Origin of the sequence: Acidovorax sp. 93, from assembly GCF_003633835.1 — a bacterium.
Lineage (GTDB): Bacteria > Pseudomonadota > Gammaproteobacteria > Burkholderiales > Burkholderiaceae_C > Acidovorax > Acidovorax facilis.
This window is the reverse complement of the sequence record NZ_RBIT01000001.1, coordinates 4,420,221-4,443,175: the sequence shown is the minus strand read 5'-3', so window position 1 is coordinate 4,443,175 and position 22,955 is coordinate 4,420,221. Positions and strand designations below refer to the sequence as shown.

The window sequence follows — 22,955 nt, the reverse complement described above, 5'->3', positions numbered from 1 at the left end:
CCTTAGACGGCCAGGCGCTTGCGGCCCTTGGCGCGGCGTGCGTTGATAACGGCACGGCCGCCGCGGGTCTTCATGCGGACGAGGAAACCGTGGGTGCGCGCGCGGCGCGTCTTGGAGGGCTGATAAGTACGTTTCATGGTGCTATTCCTTGAGGTTCAGTTCCGGACTGCTGCTCTTGAACCCCCTGCAATCTGCGCAGCCACGCCCTGTACAACAGAACATTGGCGGCAGATCCACGGGGCAGAAATAACGGCGCGCCGGGTCAAATCACCCTGAACACATTCAGGGAAACCCGAGATTATCGCAGGCTAGCCAGCTGCTGGCAATGCCTTTTGGCTGGCAGGCTTATCTCCGGATCACGTTTCGGCTTGTTTTATCGCGGCTTATCACGGGTTCTCGGCAACTACGGCTGCGGTTTTCAATGGGTACACGCCAGCACCACAGCGCCCCCCTGAACGACTATCAACACCTCTGACCACCGCAGTTTTCAAATTGTGGATAACTATTTGACAAGCTACAATCCGCCGCCCAGCCCCGTTCCTCCTATCCACAACAAGAATCCCCCTGAAATGATCGAGGAACCCTCCCGCAGCCCCCAACATTCACCCGGTGCAGATGCCGGCCAGGGCCTGTGGCAAGCCTGCGTAGAGCAACTGGCGCAAGACCTGCCCGAGCAGCAGTTCAACACTTGGATCAAGCCCCTGATTGCCCAGGTGGCCGAAGACTTCTCCAAGGTCACCGTGCTGGTGGGCAACCGGTTCAAGCTCGACTGGATCCGGGCGCAGTATGCGGGCCGCATTGCCGCGTTGCTTGAAGGCCTGTATGGCCAGCCCGTCACCCTGGAGTTAGCGCTCGCTCAACGGGAATCCGTTGTACGCACTTACGCACGACCCGCAGCGTCTGAACCATCGAACACCGCAACGCAGTCCGAACCGCAATCGAGCCACAGCGATGAAGCCTCAGCGGGCGCCTTCCGCAACCGGCTCAATGCAGGCCTCACATTTGAGACGCTGGTGGAAGGCACGGCCAACCGCATGGCGCGCTCGGCCGCCATGCACGTGGCGGGCATGCCCGGCCACCTGTACAACCCGCTGTTTATCTATGGCGGCGTGGGTCTGGGCAAGACTCACCTGGTGCACGCTGTGGGCAACCGCCTGCTGCAGGACAAGCCCGACGCCAAAGTTCTCTACATCCATGCCGAGCAGTTTGTGTCGGATGTGGTTAAGGCCTACCAGCGGCGCACCTTTGATGAATTCAAGGAGCGCTACCACTCGCTCGACCTGCTGCTGATCGACGATGTGCAGTTCTTCGCCAACAAGGACCGCACGCAGGAAGAATTCTTCAACGCGTTCGAAGCCTTGCTGGCCAAGAAATCTCACATCGTGATGACGTCGGACACGTATCCGAAGGGCCTGGCCAACATCCACGAGCGGCTGGTGTCGCGCTTCGACTCGGGCCTGACGGTGGCCATCGAGCCACCCGAGCTGGAAATGCGCGTGGCCATCCTGATCAACAAGGCCCGCGTCGAAGGCACCGAGATGCCCGAAGAAGTGGCATTTTTCGTAGCCAAGAACGTGCGCTCCAACGTTCGCGAGCTCGAAGGCGCGCTGCGCAAGATCCTGGCTTATTCGCGCTTCAACCAGAAAGAGATTTCCATCCAGCTCGCCCGCGAGGCGCTGCGCGATCTGCTGTCGATCCAGAACCGGCAGATTTCTGTGGAAAACATCCAGAAAACGGTGGCTGACTACTACAAGATCAAGGTCGCCGACATGTACAGCAAGAAGCGCCCGGCCAGCATTGCCCGGCCGCGCCAGATTGCGATGTACCTGGCCAAGGAACTGACGCAAAAGAGTCTTCCCGAGATCGGAGAATTGTTTGGCGGGCGCGACCACACCACCGTTTTGCATGCAGTGCGCAAGATTTCGGGCGAGCGCCAGCAGCTGACCGAGTTGAACCAGCAGTTGCATGTGCTGGAACAGACCCTGAAAGGCTGATAACCGGTGGGAGAGACCCCGAAAAGAACCCGCCCGGTAAACGGGCAAAATGGCGGGTTATACAGCAGGGGGAGGCACGACCTGTGCCGCTGTCCACGCACCGTCCCAAAAACCACAAGAGGTTGAAGACATGATCGTCCTGAAGGCAACACAAGACAAGGTTCTCGCGGTTCTGCAATCCGTGGCTGGCATCGTGGAGCGCCGCCACACGCTGCCCATCCTGGCCAATGTGCTGATCCGCAAGACGGGCAATGCCCTGCAGCTGACGACCAGCGACCTCGAAATCCAGATCCGCACCACGGCTGAGCTGGGCGGCGACACCGGCGACTTCACCACCACCGTGGGGGCGCGCAAGCTCATCGACATCCTGCGCACCATGCCGGGCGACCAGACCGTTAGCCTCGAATCGGCACAGTCCAAGCTCATCCTGAAAGGCGGCAAGAGCCGCTTCACGCTGCAAAGCCTGCCGGCTGAAGACTTCCCGCTGGTGCAAGAGTCTGCCGCCTTCGGCCCCGTGTTCGCCGTGCCGCAAAAGACGCTGAAAGATCTGCTCGGTCAGGTGTCGTTTGCCATGGCGGTGCAGGACATCCGCTACTACCTCAACGGCATCCTGTTCGTGGCTGAGGGCAAGCAACTGTCCCTGGTGGCCACCGACGGCCACCGCCTGGCTTTTGCCAGCGCCACGCTGGATGTGGAAGTGCCCAAGCAGGAAGTCATCCTGCCGCGCAAGACCGTGATCGAGTTGCAGCGTTTGCTCAGCGATGCGGGCGGCGAGAACCAGCCCCACATCGAGATGCAGTTCGCCAACAACCAGGCCAAGTTCACCTTTGGCGGCATGGAGTTCGTCACCAAGCTGGTCGAGGGCAAGTTCCCCGACTACAACCGCGTGATCCCCAAGAACCACAAGAACAGCATCACCCTGGGCCGCGCCCCGCTGCTGGCCAGCCTGCAGCGCACGGCCATCATGACCAGCGACAAGTTCAAGGGGGTGCGCCTGAACCTGGAGCCCGGCACCCTGCGCGTGGCGTCGAACAACGCAGAGCAGGAAGAGGCCGTGGACGAGCTCGACATCGACTACGGTGGCGACACCATCGAGATCGGCTTCAACGTGACCTACCTCATCGACGCCCTGGCCAACATGGGCCAGGACATGGTGAAGGTGGAGCTTTCGGACGGCAACAGCTCTGCGCTGCTGACCATCCCCGAGAACGACAGCTTCAAGTACGTGGTCATGCCAATGCGCATTTGAGACGGCCCCCGCCCTGCTGCACAGCCTGACCACGACGACTACCGTTTTGATAGCTGCTAGCGCTTACTGGATAAGCGCTAGAGCCCAATTTGACCTATATTGACACATTGGAAACCCCGGTTTCCACGGATCCCAAGGCCCACCATGACCGTTGACAACATCCCCTCCGAGCCCGAAGACACCGGCGTCTCCGGCCATGTTGAGCCCACCCTCGCCAAGATCGACACCAACCAAGCCGGGGCCAGCGAAAGCTACGGCGAAGGCGCCATCACCATCCTCGAAGGCCTGGAGGCCGTGCGCAAGCGCCCCGGCATGTACATCGGCGATACCAGCGACGGCACCGGTTTGCACCACCTGGTGTTCGAGGTGGTCGACAACTCCATCGACGAAGCCCTGGCCGGCCACTGCGACGACATCGTCGTCACCATCCATTCCGACAACTCCATCAGCGTCACCGACAACGGCCGGGGTATTCCGACCGGCGTGAAGATGGACGACAAGCACGAGCCCAAGCGCTCGGCCGCCGAGATCGCACTGACCGAACTGCACGCGGGCGGCAAGTTCAACCAGAACAGCTACAAGGTCTCGGGCGGCCTGCACGGCGTGGGCGTGAGCTGCGTGAACGCGCTCAGCAAGATGCTGCGCTTGACTGTGCGCCGCGAAGGCAAGGTGCACGCGCTGGAGTTCAGCAAGGGCTTCGTGCAAAACCGCATCGTGCAGACGGTGGACGGCGTGGAAGTCTCGCCCATGCAGGTGCTGGACGACACCGACAAGCGCGGCACCGAAGTGCACTTCTTGCCCGACACCGAGATCTTCAAGGAGAACAACGAGTTCCACTACGAGATCCTGGCCAAGCGCCTGCGCGAACTCTCGTTCTTGAACAACGGAGTGCGCATTCGCCTGAAAGACGAGCGCAGCGGCAAGGAAGACGACTTCTCGGGCGCTGGTGGCGTGCGCGGCTTTGTGGAGTTCATCAACAAGGGCAAGACGGTGTTGCACCCCACATCGTTCTACGCAGCGGGCGAGCGCCCGGCCGAGACGTATGGCGGCATCCCTGGCACCCACATCGGCGTGGAAGTGGCGATGCAGTGGAACAGCGCGTACAGCGAGCAAGTGCTCTGCTTTACCAACAACATCCCCCAGCGTGACGGCGGCACCCACTTGACCGGCCTGCGCGCCGCGATGACCCGCGTCATCAACAAATACATCGAAGAAAACGAATTCGCCAAGAAGGCCAAGGTCGAAGTGACCGGTGACGACATGCGCGAAGGCCTGTGCTGCGTGCTGAGCGTGAAGGTGCCCGAGCCCAAGTTCAGCAGCCAGACCAAAGACAAACTGGTGTCGAGCGAAGTGCGCGCCCCCGTGGAAGACATCGTGGGCAAGCTGCTCACCGACTACCTGCAAGAGCGCCCGGCCGACGCCAAGATCATCTGCGGCAAGATCGTGGAGGCCGCCCGCGCCCGCGAAGCTGCCCGCAAGGCCCGCGAAATGACCCGCCGCAAGGGCGTGCTCGACGGCATGGGCCTGCCCGGCAAACTGGCCGACTGCCAGGAAAAAGACCCAGCGATGTGCGAGATCTACATCGTGGAGGGTGACTCCGCCGGTGGCTCTGCCAAGCAGGGCCGAGACCGCAAGTTCCAGGCCATCCTTCCCCTGCGCGGCAAGATCCTGAACGTGGAAAAAGCCCGCTACGAAAAGCTGCTGACCAGCAACGAAATCCTCACGCTGATCACGGCCCTGGGCACCGGCATCGGCAAGGCCGGTGGCACCACCGGCGGCGACGACTTTGACGTGGCCAAGCTGCGCTACCACCGCATCATCATCATGACCGACGCCGACGTGGACGGCGCCCACATCCGCACCCTGCTGCTCACCTTCTTCTACCGCCAGATGCCCGAGCTGGTCGAGCGCGGCCACATCTACATTGCCCAGCCGCCGCTGTACAAGGTGAAGGCTGGCAAGGAAGAGCTGTACCTGAAGGACGCCCCCGCACTCGACGGCTTCTTGCTGCGCATTGCGCTGAACCACGCCAGCGTGACCACCGGCGGCGCCAACCCGCAAACCCTGACGGGCGACACCCTGGCCGAACTGGCGCGCAAGCACCAGATCGCTGAAAGCGTCATCGCCCGCCTGGGCAACTTCATGGACGCCGAAGCCCTGCGCGCCATTGCCGACGGCGTGAGCCTCAAGCTCGACACCGTGGCCGACGCCGAAGCCAGCGCCGTGGCCCTGCAAGCCAAGCTGCGCGAGCTCAACACCACCGGCGCCCCCGCCGAAGTGGCTGGCGAATTCGACGCACGCACCGACAAGCCCCTGCTGCGCATCAGCCGCCGCCACCACGGCAACATCAAGAGCAGCGTCATCACGCAAGACTTTGTGCACGGCGCCGACTACGCCGCCCTGGCCGAAGCGGCTGAAACCTTCCGCGGCCTGCTGGGCGACGGCGCCAAGGCCCTGCGCGGCGAGGGCGAAAAGCAGAAGGAAGAAAAGGTCGGCGACTTCCGCCAGGCCATGAAGTGGCTGATCAGCGAAGCCGAACGCAGCACATCCCGCCAGCGCTACAAGGGCCTGGGCGAGATGAACCCCGAGCAGCTGTGGGAAACCACGATGGACCCCAACGTGCGCCGCCTGCTGCGCGTGCAGATCGACGACGCGATCGAGGCGGACCGGGTGTTCACGATGCTGATGGGGGATGAGGTGGAGCCCCGGCGGGATTTCATTGAAACGAACGCTTTGCGGGCGGGCAATATCGACGTCTGATCGTTGAGATCTCCCATCGCCATCGTTGACGTCGACCGCCTCGACACCTGGACCCGCTACCGCGCGGGCCTGTGCGACACCTGCGCGGCCAACTGCTGCACGATGCCGCTGGAAGTGCAGTTGCCCGACCTGGTGCGGCTTGAGCTGGTAGACCCGTTCGAGGCCGAGCATGAAGAGCTGCGGCACATTGCCAAGCGGCTGCTCAAGGCGCGGTTGATTGACCACTTCAATCACAAGAACGCGATCTTCACGATGGCGCGGCGGGCCAGCGGGGACTGCAATTTTCTGGACCCGAAGACCCGGCTGTGCACGGTGTATGACAAGCGGCCCGAGACGTGCCGGCTGCACCCACAAAAGAAGAGCCCCAAGCCTGGGTACTGTGCTTATGGGGCTCGGGACTTGCAGCGCAAGGGCTGAACGGTCACCAAGACCAATCCGTCGGTTGGTGCAGCAGCGCGGCACCCGACACAGTGCAAGCTGACCAACCTCCCTGCTCCTACACCGTGTCCCTCTGTACAAGGCCTGCCCAAGGCTCCGCAGGCTCTGCCATCACGGCACTTGCACACCGCGCTGCTGGGCAGCCATGCATCATGAACCAGCGGTAGCTGACGCCCTGGACGTGTCCACGGACGAGAAGGTGCCGGGTGATGGTGGAGGCACTGTTGCTGCTGCAGGGGGCGTGCACGCACAGTATCGCCAGCGCACCCGCCTTCGGTGTTGTTTACAAGCCCGCCCACCACGGCAGCGCTCGACCAGCGGTGCTGCGTGCGCTGAGCTGCAATGCTGTCGTGGTCGCCTGGCTCCCGGTTCTATCCTGCTGCGGCGGCCTGCACGGGGTGCGCCTTGTGCGCGGTGCGGTGTCCGTTTGATGCGTTCCTTATGGTGCGGACCCAGCCCTTCATTGAAGACGTCTAGTGTGGTGTTGCACGCTAGCACTGCAACGGGCACCCATGCCCGCCACGATGCACGTTCAAGATGGACAGCACGACGCGACGGTGTCCCACACGCCCGAGCGGCGGGGCGTGGTGACATGGGTGGTTCACCCCATTCACCACAAGGAGCACACCATGTCTGAAAAGAAAGCCAGCGTTCACTGGGAAGGTGCCGGCAAGTCCGGCCAGGGCCAGATCAGCACCGAGACCGGCGCACTGGACAAGTACCCCTACGGCTTTGCCAGCCGCTTCGGCGACGACCGCAAGGGCACCAATCCCGAGGAGATCGTGGGCGCTGCCCATGCAGCCTGCTTCACCATGGCGTTTTCTTTTGCCGCCGAGAAGGCTGGCATCGCCACCGAGACCGTCGACACCACGGCCAGCGTGCGGCTCAGCAAGGAAGGCGATGGTTTTGTGATTGACCGCATCGCCCTCACGCTCACGGCCAAGGTGCCGGGCATGGACGATGCTGCCTTTCAGAAGCTAGCGGCCGATGCCAAGGCCAACTGCCCGCTGTCCAAGGCACTGGCCTCGGTGCCAGAGATCACGCTGACCGCCACGCTCGTGAAGTAGCTATCGGTACAGGCGCAGCGCCGGGGGCGCCGCCTTGGCCGATTCTTCTTCACCCTCAGCGAGCCCGCACCGCCGCTGCCAGCGCAGCAAATGCCTGCCGGTCCAGCGCGTGGGTGAAGGCCGTGTTGGGCACCGGGTGTGTTGATAGCTTCACCACCACCAGTTCTGCCGCCGGGTTGATGTGGATGTGCTGACCCATCAGGCCCTTGGCTTCCAGCGTACCGTCCGCATCGTGCGGCACCCACCACTGGTTGTGGTACGAGTAGCCCGCGCGCATGGCCGTGCCGGGGGCCATGCTGAATTTCGTGGGATCGGCACCCTTGCGCAGCTCGGCAATGGTGGCGGCCGAGATGATCTGCTGGCCGTTGAAGCTGCCATTGGCACGAAGCATTTCTCCAAAGCGCCCCAGGTCGCGCAGCGTGGCGTTCACGCCCACGCTGGTGGACTGGCCACCGTTCGCATCGGCAAACACATAGGCATCCTCCTGTGCGCCCAGGCGCGACCAGATGCGCTCGGACAGCAGCGTGGCGTAGCTCTTGCCCGTCACGCGCTGCAGCAGCCAGCCCAGTACTTCCGTGTCCACCGACTTGTACGCAAACGCGGTGCCGTGCTCCCCTTCTTTCTTGAACGTGGGCAGGAACTCGGCCATGCTTTTGGCGGCGTTGCTGCCGGGCGGCGCGGGCTGCAGGCCTGCGGCGGCCAGGTACTGGAAAACGCCGGACGCAGGGTCGGCAAAGTTCTCGGCGTATTGCACGCCGGTCGTCATGTCCAGGGTCTGCTGCACGGTGGCATCGGCCCAGGCGCTGGTGGCCAGCTCGGGCAGGTAGCGGGGGATCAGCGCTTTGGGGTCGATCACGCCTTCCTGGATGAGTTCGGTCACCAGCAGGCCGGTGAGCGATTTGCTCATGGACCACAGCACGTGGGGCTGGTGCGGCTGCATGCCGATGTGGTGGCGCTCGTACACGACACGGCCTCGGTGCAGCACCAGCAGGCCATCGGTGTAGGTGGCCTTTTGCCAGTCAGCCAGCGTGGTGGTGCCGCCCTTGCCGTCGGGCACCGGCAGTGCATCGTCCAGCGCGCGGGCTGCGGCGAGTAGCGCGCTGGGTGCGCCGGCGCCGCGCCAGACGGCGGCCGTGGGGCCCAGCTCGCGCAGGTGGTGCGCGGCCCAGCGCACGTTGGGGTATTTGAGGATGTTGGCCAGGCGCACGACCTTGTCGGGCGGCGGCGGAAAGCCCTGCATCAGCTGCAGCGTGGCGGGGTGGGTGGCGTCGGGCGGGGGCAGTTGCGGTGCCTGGGCGTGGCTGGTAGCGGCCATGCAGAGAGCAGCAGCGGCCGCGGCGAGTGTGACCAGGGCAAATTGAAGGCGGGGGTACGGCATGGTGCAAAAGTCCTGCAAAGGTAAGTGGAGAGCGGGCAGAGAAATGACGGGATAAAAATGGGTGAACGGTGGAGCCAGACGCCTAGCTCCGCGCCGCCAGCAGCGCGCGGATCACGGCCTCGGTGCGCTCGTATTCGCCTTCGCCAAAGTGCTTGTAGCGAATGCGGCCCTGCGCATCGATGAGGTAGGCCGCGGGCCAGTACTGGTTGCTATAAGCCTTCCAGGTGCCGTAGCGGTTGTCCTGCGCCACGGGGTGCTTCACGCCGTGGCGGCGCATGGCCACCTCGACATTGCGGGTAGTGCGCTCAAACGGAAACTCCGGCGTGTGCACGCCCACCACCGTAAGGCCCTGGGGGGTGTACAGCTCGGCCCAGCGGTTCACGTGGGGCAGCGTGCGGATGCAGTTGATGCAGGCATACGTCCAGAAGTCCACCAGCACCACGCGGCCGCGCAGCTGGGCCAGAGTGAGCGGCTGGGAGTTGAGCCAGCGCTCGATGCCCGTGAACTCGGGTGCCGCGCCAAAGTCGGGCAGCGTGGCCGCCTGGACGGCGGGCCCTGCTGCGTGGGTGAGGGCGGGTGCCGCCACGGCGGCAGCCACAGATGCTGCAGACGCCAGGAACGTGCGGCGCTGAAACGAGATGGGTGAAGAAATGCGCGATGTCATGGTGAAACTCCTTGCTGAGGGCCGCTTACAGCCCTCCAAAACTTGAGGGATAGAACTGCGACAGCCACGCTGTGACCTGGCCATCCACCTCCAGCAGGATGGCCAGCGCGACGGCGATGACCACCACCCCAAAAACCTGCTGCACGCGGTGCGCATGACGGGAGATGCGGCGCACATGACTGGCCGCGGCCTGACCGCCGTAGGCGATGGCCAGCATGGGCAGCGCGGCGCCGGTGGAATAGGCCAGCAACAGCACCGCCGTGCTGACCCCGGGCGGCTCCGTGGCGATGAGCGTGAGGATGGCGGCGAGCACCGGCCCGGCGCAGGGCGTCCACACCGCACCCAGGCTCAGACCCAGCAGCAGCCCGCCCCAGTTGCCCGCCGATGCGCCCATCCCCAGGCTGGCCGCGCAGTTGAGCACGCCACCCGCCTGTTGGCTCAGCCACTGGAATGGCTTGGGCCACACCGTGAGCACGCCAAACACCAGCAGCAATACGGCGGCGAACCGGCGCAAGCCCTCGGGCGACACGCCCAGCACCTGCGTGAAGCTGCTGAACAGCAGCGCCACGGCTGCGAACGACAGCGCAAACCCCAGCGCGATGAACAGCGGACGCGTGCGCTGCGCTGGGCCGCCCGCCACCGACGCCCCCAGCACCACCGGCAACATGGGCAGCACGCAGGGCGCGCCCACAGTCAGCATGCCAGCGGCCACGGCCAGCCAGGGGGAGGTGGCGGCCATGCTCATTGCACGCCCCCACGCTCTGCGGCCGGGCGACGCCACACCTGCGTCTTGCCGAACAGCGGGATACCAACATACGCGCGCACCAGCAGCTGGTCGGGCTCAGCGGGGGTGAGGGTGGAGCGGTAGGTCTTGGCGTTCTCGCGGTTGTAAATCTCGCCTTGGTACTCGCCGCTGCCGCTGCCGCTGTCGCGCAGGCCGGACAGCATCGTCATGCCCAGCGCGGGCCGCGCGTCGGCCGCGGCCATCTCGGTGCCGGGTGCACTCATCGACCGGTTGGCCAGCACGCGCACCACCTTGCCGCAGAGGGTGTTGGTGCCGCTGCTGCCACCGGTGTTCGCACTGGCAGTGCCATTGGCGTTAGTGGGGCAGGGAGCAATCTCCACCTCCAGGTTTCCGCTTTCGGTGATCCAGCGGCCCAGCGGGGCCTTGGGGTGCGGCGCCGTGGCGGGCTGGGTGGCAGCCTCTTGCGCGCTGGCGGTGTGCGCCAGGCCCAGGGCCAGCGCAGCGGCGGCCAGGGCGAAGGATGGTTTCATGGCAAGTCCTCGTGAAGTTCAGGAAGACTGCATTCAAGCCAGCGCACGTATCGGCGGTTTGTCCTGCACAGGCCTTTTGGTACGCGCGCGTGTCGGCGGCACCGGCAGACAAGTTCAGATACATGCGGGCCCGTACCGGCCTCACCGCAAGGCGCCAAAGCCTGGACAATCAGCGCCCATGACGACGACGACCCCGCCCGACCACATCCTGATCGTCGATGACGACGCCGGCATCCGCGAGCTGGCGGCCGAGTACCTGCAGCGCCAGGGCCTGCAGGTGAGCGTGGCAGCCGACGGCAGGCAGATGCGCGAGGTGCTGGCCACGCAACGCATCGACCTCTTGGTACTGGACTTGATGCTGCCGGGCACTGACGGCATCGCGCTGTGCCGCGAGCTGCGCAGCCCCGGCACGCCGCCGCTGCCCATCATCATGCTCACCGCGCGCAGCGACGAGGCGGATCGCATCCTGGGCCTGGAGCTGGGTGCGGACGACTACCTGACCAAGCCCTTTGCCGCGCGCGAGCTGCTCGCGCGCATCCACGCCGTGCTGCGGCGCACGCGCATGCTGCCGCCCAACCTGGCCGTGGCCGAGCCCGCGCGCCATCTTGCGTTCGGCGACTGGCGGCTGGACACCACGGCGCGGCACCTGCTCGATGCCACGGGCGCAGTGGTGGCGCTGTCGGGCGCCGAATACCGGCTGCTGCGCGTGCTGCTGGACCACCCCCAGCGCATCCTCACACGCGACCAGCTGCTGCAGCTCACGCAGGGTCGCGATGCCGATGTGTTCGACCGCTCCATCGACCTCTTGGTCAGCCGCGTGCGCCAGCGGCTGGGCGACGGGGTACGCGGCTCGCGCTATATCAAGACCGTGCGCAACGAGGGCTATGTGTTCTGCGCCGACGTCTTGCCCGCACCGGCAACCGCACCCGCGCCGGGAGGAGCCGCCGCATGACGCTGCGCTGGTGGCCCCGCTCGCTGTTCGGTCGCATCCTGCTGGTGCTGGCACTGGGCCTGGCGCTGGCGCATGCGCTGACCTTCGTGCTGGCGATCACCGAGCGCAGCATGACCATGCGCCGCGCCATGGTGTCGTACCTGGCGAGCGATGTGGCCAGCTCCATGGCCATGCTGGACCGCCTGCCCGCCGCGGAGCGCGCGCAGTGGGTGGACCGGCTGGCGCGTCGCAACTACCGGTTTGCGCTGACCGCGCCGCTGGACGCACCCGAAGACCCGTCCGACCTGGCCCGCCTGATTGCAGGCGCCGTGGGCGCCACGCTGCCCCCCGGCCAGACGGTGCGGGTGATCGACCCCCACGTGCCCGGCACCGAGCTGCGCCTACAGCTGCAGCTGGCCGACGGCACGCCGCTGGCCGTGGACATGGACGAGCCCCGGCTGCAGGTCTCGCCCTGGGTGCTGGGCGCGCTGGCGCTACAGCTGGCGCTGCTGGTAGGCCTGTGCGCCTGGGCCGTGCGCGCGGCCACGCGGCCCTTGCGCACGCTGGCCGATGCGGCCGATGCGCTGGGTGCCGACCGCGCCGCCGTGCCCCTGGCCGAGGACGGCCCGCGCGAGGTGCAGCGCGCTGCCCAGGCCTTCAACCGCATGCAGCAGCGCATCCAGGCGCACCTGGAGGAGCGCATGCGCATCCTGGCCGCCGTCTCGCACGACCTGCAAACGCCCATCACCCGCTTGCGCCTGCGCGCCGACCTGCTGGACGACACCGCGCTGCAGGGCAAGCTGCACGCAGACCTGGCCGAGATGCAGTCGCTGGTGGAAGAGGGCATCGCCTACGCGCGCTCGTCCCAGGCGGCCCAGGAGCCCCCACAGCGCGTGGACCTGCGCGCGCTGCTGCAGAGCATCGCGTTCGACTACGCCGATGCGGGCCTGCCCGTGACGCTGCTGCACGCAGACCCGGGCACCTGCGACTCGCGCCCGCAGGCCCTGCGCCGGCTGGTGTGCAACCTGGTGGACAACGCGCTCAAGTTCGCGGGCGCGGCTGAAGTGAGTCTGGAGGCTGGAGATCACGGCCAGTGGCTGCTGCGCGTGCTGGACCGGGGGCCGGGCATACCGGAAGCTGACCTGGCCGCCGTGCTCCAACCCTATGTGCGGCTGGAAGACTCGCGCAACCGCGGCACAGGCGGCACGGGGCTAGGCCTGGCCATTGCGAACGAGCTGGCGCAGGCGCTGGGCGGCCGGCTGGTGCTGGGGCCGCGTGAGGATGGTGCGGGGCTGGAGGCGCGGGTCGAGCTGCCCGGCCCGCAGCCATAGCACCGCTCTGTGGGCTCTCCAGGCGCAGCAGGCCGCTGCTACAGTGGCCCTTCCGTGGATTCATGAGGGGAACACCGTGGACAGCACTGGTAGCACCAACGCAGGCAGTAGCAGCAGAAGCCAAAACATCCGCATCGGCATCGGCGGCTGGACCTTCGAGCCCTGGCGCGACAACTTCTACCCCGCAGGCCTCGCGCACAGCAAGGAGCTGCAGTACGCCAGCCGCCAGCTCACCTCCATCGAGGTCAACGGCACGTACTACAGCACCTTCAAGCCGCCCACCTTCGCCAAGTGGCGGGATGAAACGCCCGAAGGTTTCCTGTTCTCGCTCAAAGCCAACCGTTTTGCCACGCACCGGCGCGTGCTGGCGCAGGCAGGCGAGTCGATCACGCGGTTTGTGGAGAGCGGCATCTCGGAACTCAAGCACAAGCTCGGGCCCATCGTGTGGCAGTTCATGCCGACCAAGGTGTTTGAGCCACGGGACTTTGAGGCCTTTCTGGCCCTGCTGCCACAACAGGTGGATGGCCTGCGGCTGCGCCACGCCCTGGATGTGCGCCACCCGAGTTTTGCCACGCCAGAGTTCGTGGCGCTGGCCCGCCAATACGGCTGCGTGCCTGTCTACACGGACTCCGAAAAGTTTCCCGCCATCGCAGATGCAGAGGCCGATTTTGCCTACCTGCGGCTGATGCGCAGCCAGGCCGATGTGCCCACCGGCTACACGCACGAGGCGATTGCACAGTGGGCCGATGGCGTGCGCACCTGGACCGGCGGCGAGCGGCCGCGCGATGTGTTCGTCTACTTCATCAACGGCGCGAAAGAGCGAGCGCCTGCGGGCGCGATGGAGTTGCTGAGGCAACTGGGCCTGCGCGCTTAGCAGCGGCGCAGCTACAGCGTCTCTCGCTGCACAAACCCCTGCGGGGCCTCGCCACCATCGGGCACATTGCCCACCACCACACGTTCCACCCGCGCATGCACAGGCCCCTGATGCGCCCAGTCGATGAGGGCCAGCACGGCCTGCTCGGTGCCCCATGCGCAGGCCTCCACGCGGCCATCCTGGCGGTTGCGCACCCAGCCCTTTACGCCCAGGCGTTCGGCGGCCTGCACCATGGACCAGCGGTAGCCCACGCCCTGCACATGGCCGGTGATCAACAGATGGCGGGTGATGGTGGAGTGGGGTTCTGCGTTCATGGGGGGCACTGTAGCGCGCTCCTTGTGGGGAGCCCGCTCCAGGGGCACACTGCCAGCACCACCGCACCCCATGACCACGACCACCCCCAAGGCACTGCCCACCATCGACCCCCAGCGCTGCACCGGCTGCGGCTGGTGCATTGCGGTGTGCCCGCCGCATGTGCTGTCGCTGCAGGTGCAAGGCACGGGGCCCTGGGGTCCCAAGTGTTCCACCCTGCACGATGCGCCGGGCTGCACCGGGTGCGCGCTGTGTGCGGTGCGCTGCCCGTTCGATGCGATCCGCATGGTGCGCGTGGCAGCCACCGAAGGTCGGTGAGTCCTTCGCGCCACAGGCCCACAGAAACGGGTTGACGGGCCCCGGCACGCATCCGGTACACTGCGCCCTTCATGTCGTACACCTCCATCCCCTTCACCGCACGCGCCGCTGCCTTCCAAGGCATGGGCATGATGCCGCCCGCACTCACGCGGGCCAATGGTGAACAGCGGGCACTGGATGCACGAATGATTACCACCATTACCACCGCGGCCACCTGAGCACGCGCAGGTGGCCGTTTCGGCAGCCACCTGGTGATCGCTCTCTTCTCCCCCAAGACGAATGCACGAAACCCAGCTCTGGCAGCTGGGTTTTTTTGTTTGTTCGTTCGTTAGCCGGAGAAGTCCATGTACCGAGATCCCGTCCAGTCCCTCGAAGCCCCGTCGTTGCAGTCGCCCACTGCGGCCATGCGCCCCCTGCGTGTGGGCATGATCGGCATTGGCACCGTGGGCGCGGGCACCTTTCGCGTGCTGGCACGCAACCAGGCGCTCATCGCAGGCCGCGCAGGGCGGGACATCAAGCTGGTGGTGGTCTGCGCCCGCAGCCTCGCCCGCGCCATGAGCGTGGTGGGCAAAGATGTGGCCCTGACCAACGACCCCATGCAGGTGGCCACACACCCCGATGTGGATGTGCTGGTGGAAGCCGCTGGCGGCACCGGCCCTGCGCGCGACTGGGTGTTGGCCGCCATCCGCGCGGGCAAGCATGTGGTCACGGCCAACAAGGCGCTGCTGGCCACGCACGGCAACGAGATCTTTGCCGCCGCCCGCCAGCACGGCGTGGCCGTGGCCTATGAAGGCGCGGTGGCGGTGAGCATCCCCATCGTGAAGGCGCTGCGCGAGGGCCTGACGGCCAACCGCATCGAATGGGTGGCGGGCATCATCAACGGCACCACCAACTTCATCCTGAGCAAGATGCGCGATGAGGGTGTGGGCTTTGCCGAAGCGCTGGCGCAGGCCCAGGCGCTGGGCTATGCCGAGGCCGATCCGACGTTTGACATCGAGGGCGTCGACGCTGCGCACAAGATCTCGCTGCTGGCGGCCAATGCGTTCGGCATGCCGGTGCGCTTTGCCGATGCGCAGGTGGAGGGCATCACCCGCCTGCAGGGGCTGGACGTGGCCTGCGCCGAGCAACTGGGCTTTCGCATCAAGCTGCTGGGCGTGGCCAAGCGGCGCAAAGAGAGCGATGCGGACGGCGTGGAGCTGCGCGTGCAACCAGCGCTGGTGCCTGCCGCGCATTTGCTGGCGCAGGTGAATGGCTCGATGAACGCGGTGATGGTCAAGGGCGATGCGGCGGGCGTGACGATGTTCTACGGCGCGGGTGCGGGGTCCGAGCAAACCGCATCGGCCGTGATTGCAGACCTGGTGGACGTGGCGCGCCAGGACGGCACCCGTGCACAGCAGCGCGTGCCGCACCTGGGGTTTCATCCCGAGGCCGTGGACGAGCAACTGGCCGTGCTGCCCCGCGCAGCCGTGCACACCCGCCACTACCTGCGCGTGCCTGTGCACAGCGCCCAGCAGATCGAAGCCGTGGGTGCCTGGCTGGCGGCGCAGCACGTGCCCGTGCAGCGTGTGGAGCTGGCCTGCGACAAAGCGCTGCCCACGGGCAGCGAGCCCCAAGTGCTGGTGCTGACCGATGCCGTTGCCCAAGCCACGGTAGACCTGGCCGTGCACGCACTGGCCGCCCACCCTGCGGTGGCCGGGCCAGTGGTGGCGCTGCGGGTGGAGCTGCTGGAGGGATGATTCGTCCATAACCCGTTCACACTGAGGCTGCCGAAGCGCCGCGCACGGCTTCGCCAGGCTCAGCCCGCACGGTGATGAACGATTTCAGCCACCTAAAAAATATGGTCAAAACAGGCTCTAGCGCTTATCTATCAAGCGCCACAAGCTATCAATTTTGATACTGGCGTGTACTCAAGGCATCAAGCCGCCAGCACCAGCGCGGCCATGTCTTGTGCTGCAGATGTGCCCTCTGCCATCAGGCCCTGCACCACGCCCGCGCGGTCGGTGTCGGTGCGGTTCTGGCTCACCTTCCAGACGCCTTCCCAACGCTCCACCGCCAGCTCGATGCCCACGATGGCGCCCAGCAGCTTGTGGATGTAGTCGGGCGGGGCATCGTCAATGCGCCAAGGGTCGGGGCGGTGCGCCTCGTGCCGCTCGCTCAGAATGTGCAGGATGGCGCGCAACTGCACTGGATCGTCCACCGCGCTGAGCGTGCCGTGGGCGTGCACGGTGGCGTAGTTCCAGGTGGGCACCTGCTTGCCGTCGATGGCCTTGGACGGATACCACGAGGGCGACACATAGGCCTGGGGGCCGTGGAACACGGCCACGGCCTGCTGCGGCAGCAGCGGCCACACGCCGTTGCCGCGCCCCACATGGCCCACCAGCGTGCCGTGCGGTCCGCGCGAGGGGTCCAGATACAAAGGCACATGGTTCACGTGCAGCGTGCCCTCGTGCGACACGACCAGGGTGGCCAGGGGCTGGGCCTGCACCAGTCCCTGCTGCGCGGCCGGGTCGGTGACTTGAAACTGGCGGTTGGCAATGGTCATGTCAGGCTCCATCCACTTCGAGCACGGGCGCGCAGTCGATCTGCGTCTTGACCGAGTTGGCCAGAAAGCACGATGTGTGGGCGCGGTGGTGCAGATCGTCCAGTTGTGCGGCACTGGGCGCGTGGGCCCCATCAAAGCGCGTGACGGGGCGCAACTGCACGTGGGTGACGACAAGCTGCCCCTGCGCGTTCTTGGCCATGGTGCCCACGGCGGCGTCGGCATAGTGGTTGAGCCGATAGCCCGCGCGGCTGGCGAAGTCCATGAACCACAGCATGTGGCAGCTCGACAGGGCCGCGACGTAGGCTTCTTCCGGGTCCACCGCTGCCGCGTCGGAATACGGCAGCGGCACGACATGGGGTGACGACGACGCGGCCACGGTGGCGCCGCCATCGAACTGCCAGGTGTGGGTGCGGTGGTAGCGCTTGTCCAGAAAGTCATCGTTGCCACGGGACCAGGTGATAGTGGCGGTGTGCTCGGCCATGGATAGGTCTTTCTTGCGGTGGCCGGGCCTTGGAGGAAACACAAGCCCGGGATTTCTAAAATGGCTCTTCAGTTTATGGTTGCATCACCACAACCAAGGGGCCAATTCATGCCAGTTGCCGGAGCCAATCCCAAGACCACAGCCCCCCGGGACGGGCGCCTGGGCCAGTTGCGCCAGCAGGTGTACGAGCAGCTGCGCAGCGCCATCGAACAGGGCCGCCTGCCGGCGGGCACGCGCCTGCCGCCGTCGCGCGAGCACGCAGCCAGCCTGGGCGTGTCACGCAACACCGTGCTGTGGGCCGTGCAGCGCCTGCAGGCCGAAGGATATGTGGAGGCGCGTGTGGGCGACGGCACCTATGTCTCGCAGGCCGCAGGCGCACCGCCTCCGCAAGGGCTGGTGGCGCCGCCGCGTGGGCTCTCGCGGCGCGGGCAGCTCATTGCCGAAACGGCTGCCCGCTGGCGGCCGCCGCATGTGGCGGCACGCGCGTTCCGCATCGGCGCGCCCGAAGTGGACACGTTTCCGTTTGCCCTGTGGGACCGCCTGGCACGCCAGGCCAGCCCCCGTCAGCGCAGCGCCCGCGCGCAGTACCTAGACCCTGCCGGCGACCCCGACCTGCGCCAGGCCGTGGCCCTGTGGCTGTGGGCGTCGCGCGGCATCCGCTGCGATGCGGCGCAGGTGGTGGTGTGCTCGGGCTCACAGCAGGGCATCGACCTGATCGCGCGGCTGCTGCTGGACGTGGGCGACGAGGTGCTGGTGGAAGACCCCGGCTACCCGGGCATCCGCGCCAGCCTGCTGGGCCACGGTGTGCTGGCGCGGCCTGTAGCGCTGGATGCGCAGGGCCTGCGCATCGACGAGGGCGCGGCCCAGTGGCCCAGCGCGCGCATGGCCGTGGTCACGCCCACGCACCAGTTCCCCACCGGCGTGTGCATGGGCCTGGCGCGGCGGCAGGCGCTGCTGCAATGGGCGCGCACGCACGACGCCTGGGTGGTGGAAGACGACTACGACGGCGAGTTTCAGTACGGCGGCGCTGCCCAGCGCGTACCCGCCCTGTGCAGCCTGCCGGGCTCGGAGCGCGTGCTGTATGTAGGCACCTTCAGCAAGACACTACACCCCGGCCTGCGCCTGGGTTTTGTGGTGGTGCCGCCCGCACTGGTGGAGGCCTTTGCCATGGCCCGCGCCATCACCGACCGGCACGCGCCGGGCGACACCCAGGCGGTGCTGGCGCGCTTCATTGCAGAAGGCCACCTGCTGCGCCATCTGCGGCAGATGCGCGAGCTGTACCAGGCGCGCCAGCGGGTGCTGGTTGACGCGCTGGCCGATACGAGCGGTGGGGCCCTTCAGCTGGCGCCCAGCGACCGGGGCATGCACCTGCTGTACGAAGCCGCCCCAGGCAGTGACGACGAGACCCTGAGCCGCAAGGCGCTCACCGCCGGGGTGATGCTGGCGCCACTATCGCGCTATGCGATGCAGTCCACGCGGCGTGGCTGGCTGTTGGGGTATGCAGGCTATAGCGAAGCCGAGATCGTGGCCGCCGCGCGCGTGGTGGGCGGGCTGGCGCGCATGCGGTAAATCACCACGCGCCGGGCTGCGGGGCCAGGGCCACGCTGCGGTCCACTGCCGTGGCCTCGGCCTGCGGCACTACTTTGCGCCACCAGTGCGTGGACAGCGCGGGCGCGCGGATGTCCAGCCGCTCGCCCATGATGGGCGCCACCAGCGGCACCTGCTTTGCCGCTGCGAGCGCGGTGATGCGCTCGAACGGCTCCACCCAGGGGTGCAGCGACAGGTCGAACGTGCCGTTGTGGATGGGGAACAGATGGCGCCCCTTCACGTCCAGATGGGCTTGCAGGCTCTCCTCAGGGTGCATGTGGATGTCGGGCCAGTCGGCGTTGTAGGCGCCGGTTTCGATCAGCGTCAGATCGAACGGGCCAAACCGCTCGCCAATGGCCTTGAAGCCGTCGAAGTAGCCCGTGTCGCCACTGAAGAAGATGCGCGTTTGCTCGTCGCCGTGCCCTGCCATCAGCACCCATGACGCCCACAGGGTGCTGTTGCCGTCTTGCAAACCCCGACCCGAGAAATGCTGTGCCGGCGCGGCCACCAGCTGCAGCCCGCCGATGGTGGTGCCCTGCCACCAGTCCAACTGCTGCACCTTGGCCGTCGGCACGCCCCAGCCGATGAGCCGGTCGCCCACGCCCAGCGGCGTGATGAAGTGCTCCACCTTGGGCGCAAGCTTCTGGATGGCTGCGTAGTCCAGGTGGTCGTAGTGGTCGTGCGACAGGATCACGCCGGTAATGGGCGGCAGCTCGTCAATCGTGATGGGCGGCGCATGAAAACGCTTGGGGCCCAGGAACTGGAACGGCGAGGCGCGCTCGGAAAACACCGGGTCGGTCAGCCAGAACTGGCCGTTGATCTTGAAGAGCAGGGTGGAGTGCCCCAGGCGCCACAGGCTCAGGTCGGGCGCGGCCAGCAGGTCTGACCGCATCACCGCGTACACCGGCACGGGCTGGCGCGGCACCGAGTCGTCGGGCTTGCCGGTGGCAAAGCGCCACATCACCTGCAGCGTCTTGAGGGCGCCCAGCGCATGGCGGGGTGCCACGTTGCGAAACTTGCCACCCGCGAACTGCGGCGACTGTTCATAGGCGGCCACCGGCTGGGCGGCGCGGGAAAAGAGGCTGTAGGCCATGGCGATCAGTACAACGAAGGCGACACAAAGTGCCGGGAGCAGACGGCGGCGGCGGGCGATGGAGAGTGACACCGGATCTGCGACATAGAAATTACACTGCACAGTGTAGTTCACTTTTTAGAAAAGTAAACTACCCGGTGTAAAATTTGCGCATGACTGCCTCCCAGCCCACCCCTCGCCTGACCGACCGCAAGCGCGATGCCATCGTGCAGGCCGCCATCGGCGAGTTCCGCGAACACGGCTTCAACGGCACCAGCATGGACCGCGTGGCCGCAGCGGCGGATGTGTCCAAACGCACGGTGTACAACCACTTCCCAAGCAAGGAAGAACTGTTCGAAGCCATCCTGCTGCTGATGTGGGAGCGCAGCCAGTCACCCGACGAACTGGCCTACACCCCCACGCGCCCGCTGCGCGACCAGCTGCTGGAGCTGCTGGCACAAAAGATGCGCCTGCTCAACGACGCGAGCTTCATCGACCTGAGCCGCGTGGCCATGGCCGACATGATGCACACCCCCGAGCGCGCGCGCGGCATCACCGCCAAGCTCTCGGCCAAGGAAGAGGGCCTGCCGTGCTGGCTGCGCGCGGCCCAGCAGGATGGCCGCCTGCGCGCCACCATGGATGTGCCCTACGCCGCGCAGCAACTGCAGGGCATGGTCAAGGCATTTGCGTTCTGGCCCCAGCTGGCCATGGGCCAGCCGCCCTTGAGCGCCGCACAGCAAGCGCAAGTGGTAGGGGATGCGGTGGACATGTTCCTGGGGTTCTACGCCGCGCCCACCCAGAAGGCCAAGGCCCCCGCAAAAAAAGCCCGGGTTGGAAGCACGGGCAAGGCAGCGGCAGTCCCTGTTGCAACCTCTGCGAAAGCTGCCCCTCGCCGCGCCCCAGCGCGCTGACCAACGCCACCACCCTGGTCAGCAAACCGGCGTGAGGAGCGATTTGCACTACGCTCACCCGTTCTTTCCACGCAGCCTGACACCAAGATGCCCCTCGCTCCCTACCTCGACACCGCCCCGGTCCTGGACACCGGCGTTTTCATACACGACTCTGCCCAGGTCATCGGCGACGTCACGCTGGGCCGCGACAGCTCGGTGTGGTGCAACGCCGTGCTGCGCGGCGATGTGAACCGCATCACCGTGGGCGTGTGCAGCAACGTGCAGGACCTGACCATGGGCCATGTGTCGCACCGCAACGCCAGCAAGCCCGAAGGCTCGCCGCTGGTCATCGGCGACTACGTCACGGTGGGCCATTCGGTGATCCTGCACGGCTGCCGCATCGGCAACGAATGCCTCATCGGCATGGGCTCCATCGTGATGGACGACGCGGTCATCGGAGACAGCGTGATGCTGGGTGCGGGCAGCTTGGTCTCGCCCGGCAAAGTGCTGGAGAGCGGCTATCTCTACATGGGCCGCCCGGCGGTGCGCCAACGCGCGCTGACCGAGGCCGAGATCACGTACCTCAAGTACTCCGCCGAGCACTATGTGCGGGTGAAGAACAACTATCTGAACGCTCCACAGGCAGAGTCCAAGACCTGAAAATGCAGGTTTACGCCATGGCCCCATGCCGTGGCCCCGGCAGATAATTGGAAACATATGGCCGAACTCCTCGCCCAACTTTCCGAGTCCGTCACCACCGCCCAGTCCGTGGAGGAACTGACGCGGCCGCTGCTGGAGATGCTGGAGGCCGTGACGGGCCTTGAGTCCACCTACCTGACGTCCGTCGACCAGGCACAAGGGGTGCAGCATGTGCTTTATGCGCGCAATGTGGGCGATTTGCAGATCCCTGAAGGCCTGGCTGTTCCGTGGAACGACACGCTGTGCAAACGCGCGCTGGAAGAGGGCCGCACCTTCACCGATGACGTGCCGGGCTGCTGGGGCGACTCGGGAGCCGCGCGGGACCTAGGCATCCACACCTATGTGAGCAAGTCCGTGCGCATGAGCAACGGCGCGCTGTACGGCACCCTGTGTGCGGCCAGCAAGCATGCCCGTGCCCGCACGCCCGAAACCGACCGCATCCTCACGCTGTTCGCCTTCCTGATCGGCCAGCAGGTGGAACGTGAAAAGCTCATTCAGGAGCTGGTGCACGCCAATTCCCAACTGGCCGCCGCAGCCTCCACCGACCAGCTCACCGGCTTGCCCAACCGCCGCGCCCTGGTGGATGCGCTGGAGCGCCTGCTGGCACAGGGCCGGCGCCAACAGAGGGGTGTGCACATTGCGTTCGTCGATCTGGATGGCTTCAAGGCCATCAATGACACCCACGGCCATGATGTGGGTGACCAGTTTCTCGTTGCGATTGCGCAGAGGCTCCAAAGCACACTGCGCGCGGAGGACATGGCGGCGCGGCTGGGCGGCGATGAATTTGTGGTCATCAGCCTGGGCCTGCACGCGGGCGATTCGGCGCACACGGCGCAGGAGGTGCTGGGCCAGCGCATTGTTCAGGCCACGCAGGGGCGATTCGAGCTCCAGGGCGCCTCGCTGGACTATGCCGGGGCCAGCGTCGGCGTAACCACCATCACGCCGGATCAGAACCTGGGCGTGGAAGAGGCGTTGCGAGCGGCTGACCGAACCATGTACCAGGTAAAGCAGGCGCGCCGCAATGCGCAGGAGGCGCTGGCCCGGGCGGGAGGCAACGTGACTCAGCACACGGGCAACGCTGAATAACCCTGCG

At 66.2% G+C, this 22,955-nt stretch carries 23 protein-coding genes and 1 pseudogene; 15 read left to right on the top strand and 9 right to left on the bottom strand.

What is annotated here, in order from left to right; translation table 11 throughout:
* Positions 1-2: 2 nt before the first annotated feature.
* Complete coding sequence (rpmH, locus tag C8C93_RS20270) at positions 3-137, bottom strand: 50S ribosomal protein L34 (protein WP_005798102.1); 135 nt, start codon at positions 135-137, stop codon at positions 3-5.
* A 432-nt stretch (positions 138-569) separates the two neighbouring features.
* Between rpmH and dnaA the strand changes: the two genes are divergently transcribed.
* From dnaA to C8C93_RS20235, 5 genes are all read left to right on the top strand, one after another.
* On the top strand, positions 570-1,994 hold the full coding sequence (gene dnaA / locus C8C93_RS20265) for a chromosomal replication initiator protein DnaA (RefSeq protein WP_121508082.1): 1,425 nt from the start codon (positions 570-572) through the stop codon (positions 1,992-1,994).
* A gap of 130 nt (positions 1,995-2,124) precedes the next feature.
* Positions 2,125-3,243 carry a DNA polymerase III subunit beta gene (gene dnaN / locus C8C93_RS20260; RefSeq protein ID WP_055401227.1) on the top strand — a complete coding sequence of 373 codons (1,119 nt, stop codon included), beginning with the start codon at positions 2,125-2,127 and terminating at the stop codon, positions 3,241-3,243.
* 144 nt (positions 3,244-3,387) lie between these two features.
* Positions 3,388-6,003: a DNA topoisomerase (ATP-hydrolyzing) subunit B gene (gene gyrB / locus C8C93_RS20255; RefSeq protein ID WP_121508081.1), complete on the top strand. Its 2,616-nt coding sequence runs from the start codon at positions 3,388-3,390 to the stop codon at positions 6,001-6,003.
* Positions 6,004-6,006: 3 nt separating this feature from the next.
* A complete protein-coding gene (locus C8C93_RS20250; protein ID WP_055401223.1) occupies positions 6,007-6,420 on the top strand; it encodes a YkgJ family cysteine cluster protein in 414 nt (137 codons plus the stop codon).
* Between the two features lie 650 nt (positions 6,421-7,070).
* Positions 7,071-7,508, top strand: coding sequence for an OsmC family protein (locus C8C93_RS20235; protein ID WP_055401254.1), 438 nt, complete (start codon positions 7,071-7,073; stop codon positions 7,506-7,508).
* A gap of 55 nt (positions 7,509-7,563) precedes the next feature.
* Here C8C93_RS20235 and C8C93_RS20230 read toward each other — a convergent pair whose 3' ends face one another.
* From C8C93_RS20230 to C8C93_RS20215, 4 genes are all read right to left on the bottom strand, one after another.
* Complete coding sequence (locus C8C93_RS20230) at positions 7,564-8,886, bottom strand: serine hydrolase (RefSeq protein ID WP_121508079.1); 1,323 nt, start codon at positions 8,884-8,886, stop codon at positions 7,564-7,566.
* Positions 8,887-8,968: 82 nt separating this feature from the next.
* A complete protein-coding gene (locus C8C93_RS20225) occupies positions 8,969-9,550 on the bottom strand; it encodes a thioredoxin family protein (protein ID WP_121508078.1) in 582 nt (193 codons plus the stop codon).
* Positions 9,551-9,575: 25 nt separating this feature from the next.
* A complete protein-coding gene (locus tag C8C93_RS20220; protein ID WP_121508077.1) occupies positions 9,576-10,289 on the bottom strand; it encodes a cytochrome c biogenesis CcdA family protein in 714 nt (237 codons plus the stop codon).
* A gap of 2 nt (positions 10,290-10,291) precedes the next feature.
* Complete coding sequence (locus tag C8C93_RS20215) at positions 10,292-10,825, bottom strand: DUF2147 domain-containing protein (protein ID WP_121508076.1); 534 nt, start codon at positions 10,823-10,825, stop codon at positions 10,292-10,294.
* 178 nt (positions 10,826-11,003) lie between these two features.
* Here C8C93_RS20215 and C8C93_RS20210 point away from each other — a divergent pair, with 178 nt between their 5' ends.
* From C8C93_RS20210 to C8C93_RS20200, 3 genes are all read left to right on the top strand, one after another.
* Complete coding sequence (locus C8C93_RS20210) at positions 11,004-11,777, top strand: response regulator (RefSeq protein ID WP_121508075.1); 774 nt, start codon at positions 11,004-11,006, stop codon at positions 11,775-11,777.
* Complete coding sequence (locus C8C93_RS20205; RefSeq protein WP_121508074.1) at positions 11,774-13,087, top strand: ATP-binding protein; 1,314 nt, start codon at positions 11,774-11,776, stop codon at positions 13,085-13,087. The genes C8C93_RS20210 and C8C93_RS20205 overlap by 4 nt, the downstream gene beginning before the upstream one ends.
* Before the next feature lie 76 nt (positions 13,088-13,163).
* Positions 13,164-13,961 (top strand): DUF72 domain-containing protein, encoded by a 798-nt coding sequence (locus C8C93_RS20200; RefSeq protein ID WP_233559524.1) that lies wholly within the window; start codon positions 13,164-13,166, stop codon positions 13,959-13,961.
* Positions 13,962-13,972: 11 nt separating this feature from the next.
* Here the strand turns inward: C8C93_RS20200 and C8C93_RS20195 are convergent, their stop codons facing one another.
* Positions 13,973-14,275, bottom strand: a complete 303-nt coding sequence (locus tag C8C93_RS20195) for an acylphosphatase (protein ID WP_121422963.1) — start codon at positions 14,273-14,275, stop codon at positions 13,973-13,975.
* A gap of 70 nt (positions 14,276-14,345) precedes the next feature.
* Here C8C93_RS20195 and C8C93_RS20190 point away from each other — a divergent pair, with 70 nt between their 5' ends.
* The 3 genes from C8C93_RS20190 to C8C93_RS20185 all read left to right on the top strand — a co-directional run bounded on the left by C8C93_RS20190 (position 14,346) and on the right by C8C93_RS20185 (position 16,327).
* A complete protein-coding gene (locus C8C93_RS20190; RefSeq protein WP_121508072.1) occupies positions 14,346-14,591 on the top strand; it encodes an ATP-binding protein in 246 nt (81 codons plus the stop codon).
* Between the two features lie 71 nt (positions 14,592-14,662).
* Complete coding sequence (locus C8C93_RS25160; protein WP_158603283.1) at positions 14,663-14,809, top strand: hypothetical protein; 147 nt, start codon at positions 14,663-14,665, stop codon at positions 14,807-14,809.
* Between the two features lie 126 nt (positions 14,810-14,935).
* A complete protein-coding gene (locus C8C93_RS20185) occupies positions 14,936-16,327 on the top strand; it encodes a homoserine dehydrogenase (protein WP_121508071.1) in 1,392 nt (463 codons plus the stop codon).
* Between the two features lie 179 nt (positions 16,328-16,506).
* On the opposite strand, the gene C8C93_RS20180 is transcribed toward C8C93_RS20185, so the two are convergent.
* A complete protein-coding gene (locus tag C8C93_RS20180; RefSeq protein WP_055401201.1) occupies positions 16,507-17,133 on the bottom strand; it encodes an FMN-binding negative transcriptional regulator in 627 nt (208 codons plus the stop codon).
* 1 nt (position 17,134) lies between these two features.
* Entirely contained in the window at positions 17,135-17,614 is a 480-nt protein-coding gene (locus tag C8C93_RS20175) for an OsmC family protein (protein WP_121508070.1), read from the bottom strand.
* 108 nt (positions 17,615-17,722) lie between these two features.
* Here C8C93_RS20175 and C8C93_RS20170 point away from each other — a divergent pair, with 108 nt between their 5' ends.
* Positions 17,723-19,183 (top strand): PLP-dependent aminotransferase family protein, encoded by a 1,461-nt coding sequence (locus tag C8C93_RS20170; protein WP_121508069.1) that lies wholly within the window; start codon positions 17,723-17,725, stop codon positions 19,181-19,183.
* 1 nt (position 19,184) lies between these two features.
* On the opposite strand, the gene C8C93_RS20165 is transcribed toward C8C93_RS20170, so the two are convergent.
* Positions 19,185-20,294: an MBL fold metallo-hydrolase gene (locus C8C93_RS20165; RefSeq protein WP_121508068.1), complete on the bottom strand. Its 1,110-nt coding sequence runs from the start codon at positions 20,292-20,294 to the stop codon at positions 19,185-19,187.
* Positions 20,295-20,446: 152 nt separating this feature from the next.
* Here C8C93_RS20165 and C8C93_RS20160 point away from each other — a divergent pair.
* From C8C93_RS20160 to C8C93_RS20150, 3 genes and pseudogenes are all read left to right on the top strand, one after another.
* Positions 20,447-21,061, top strand: a pseudogene (locus tag C8C93_RS20160) (TetR/AcrR family transcriptional regulator); the annotation flags it as partial.
* 210 nt (positions 21,062-21,271) lie between these two features.
* On the top strand, positions 21,272-21,823 hold the full coding sequence (locus C8C93_RS20155; protein ID WP_121508066.1) for a gamma carbonic anhydrase family protein: 552 nt from the start codon (positions 21,272-21,274) through the stop codon (positions 21,821-21,823).
* Between the two features lie 57 nt (positions 21,824-21,880).
* A complete protein-coding gene (locus tag C8C93_RS20150) occupies positions 21,881-22,948 on the top strand; it encodes a sensor domain-containing diguanylate cyclase (RefSeq protein ID WP_121508065.1) in 1,068 nt (355 codons plus the stop codon).
* Positions 22,949-22,955: the final 7 nt, after the last annotated feature.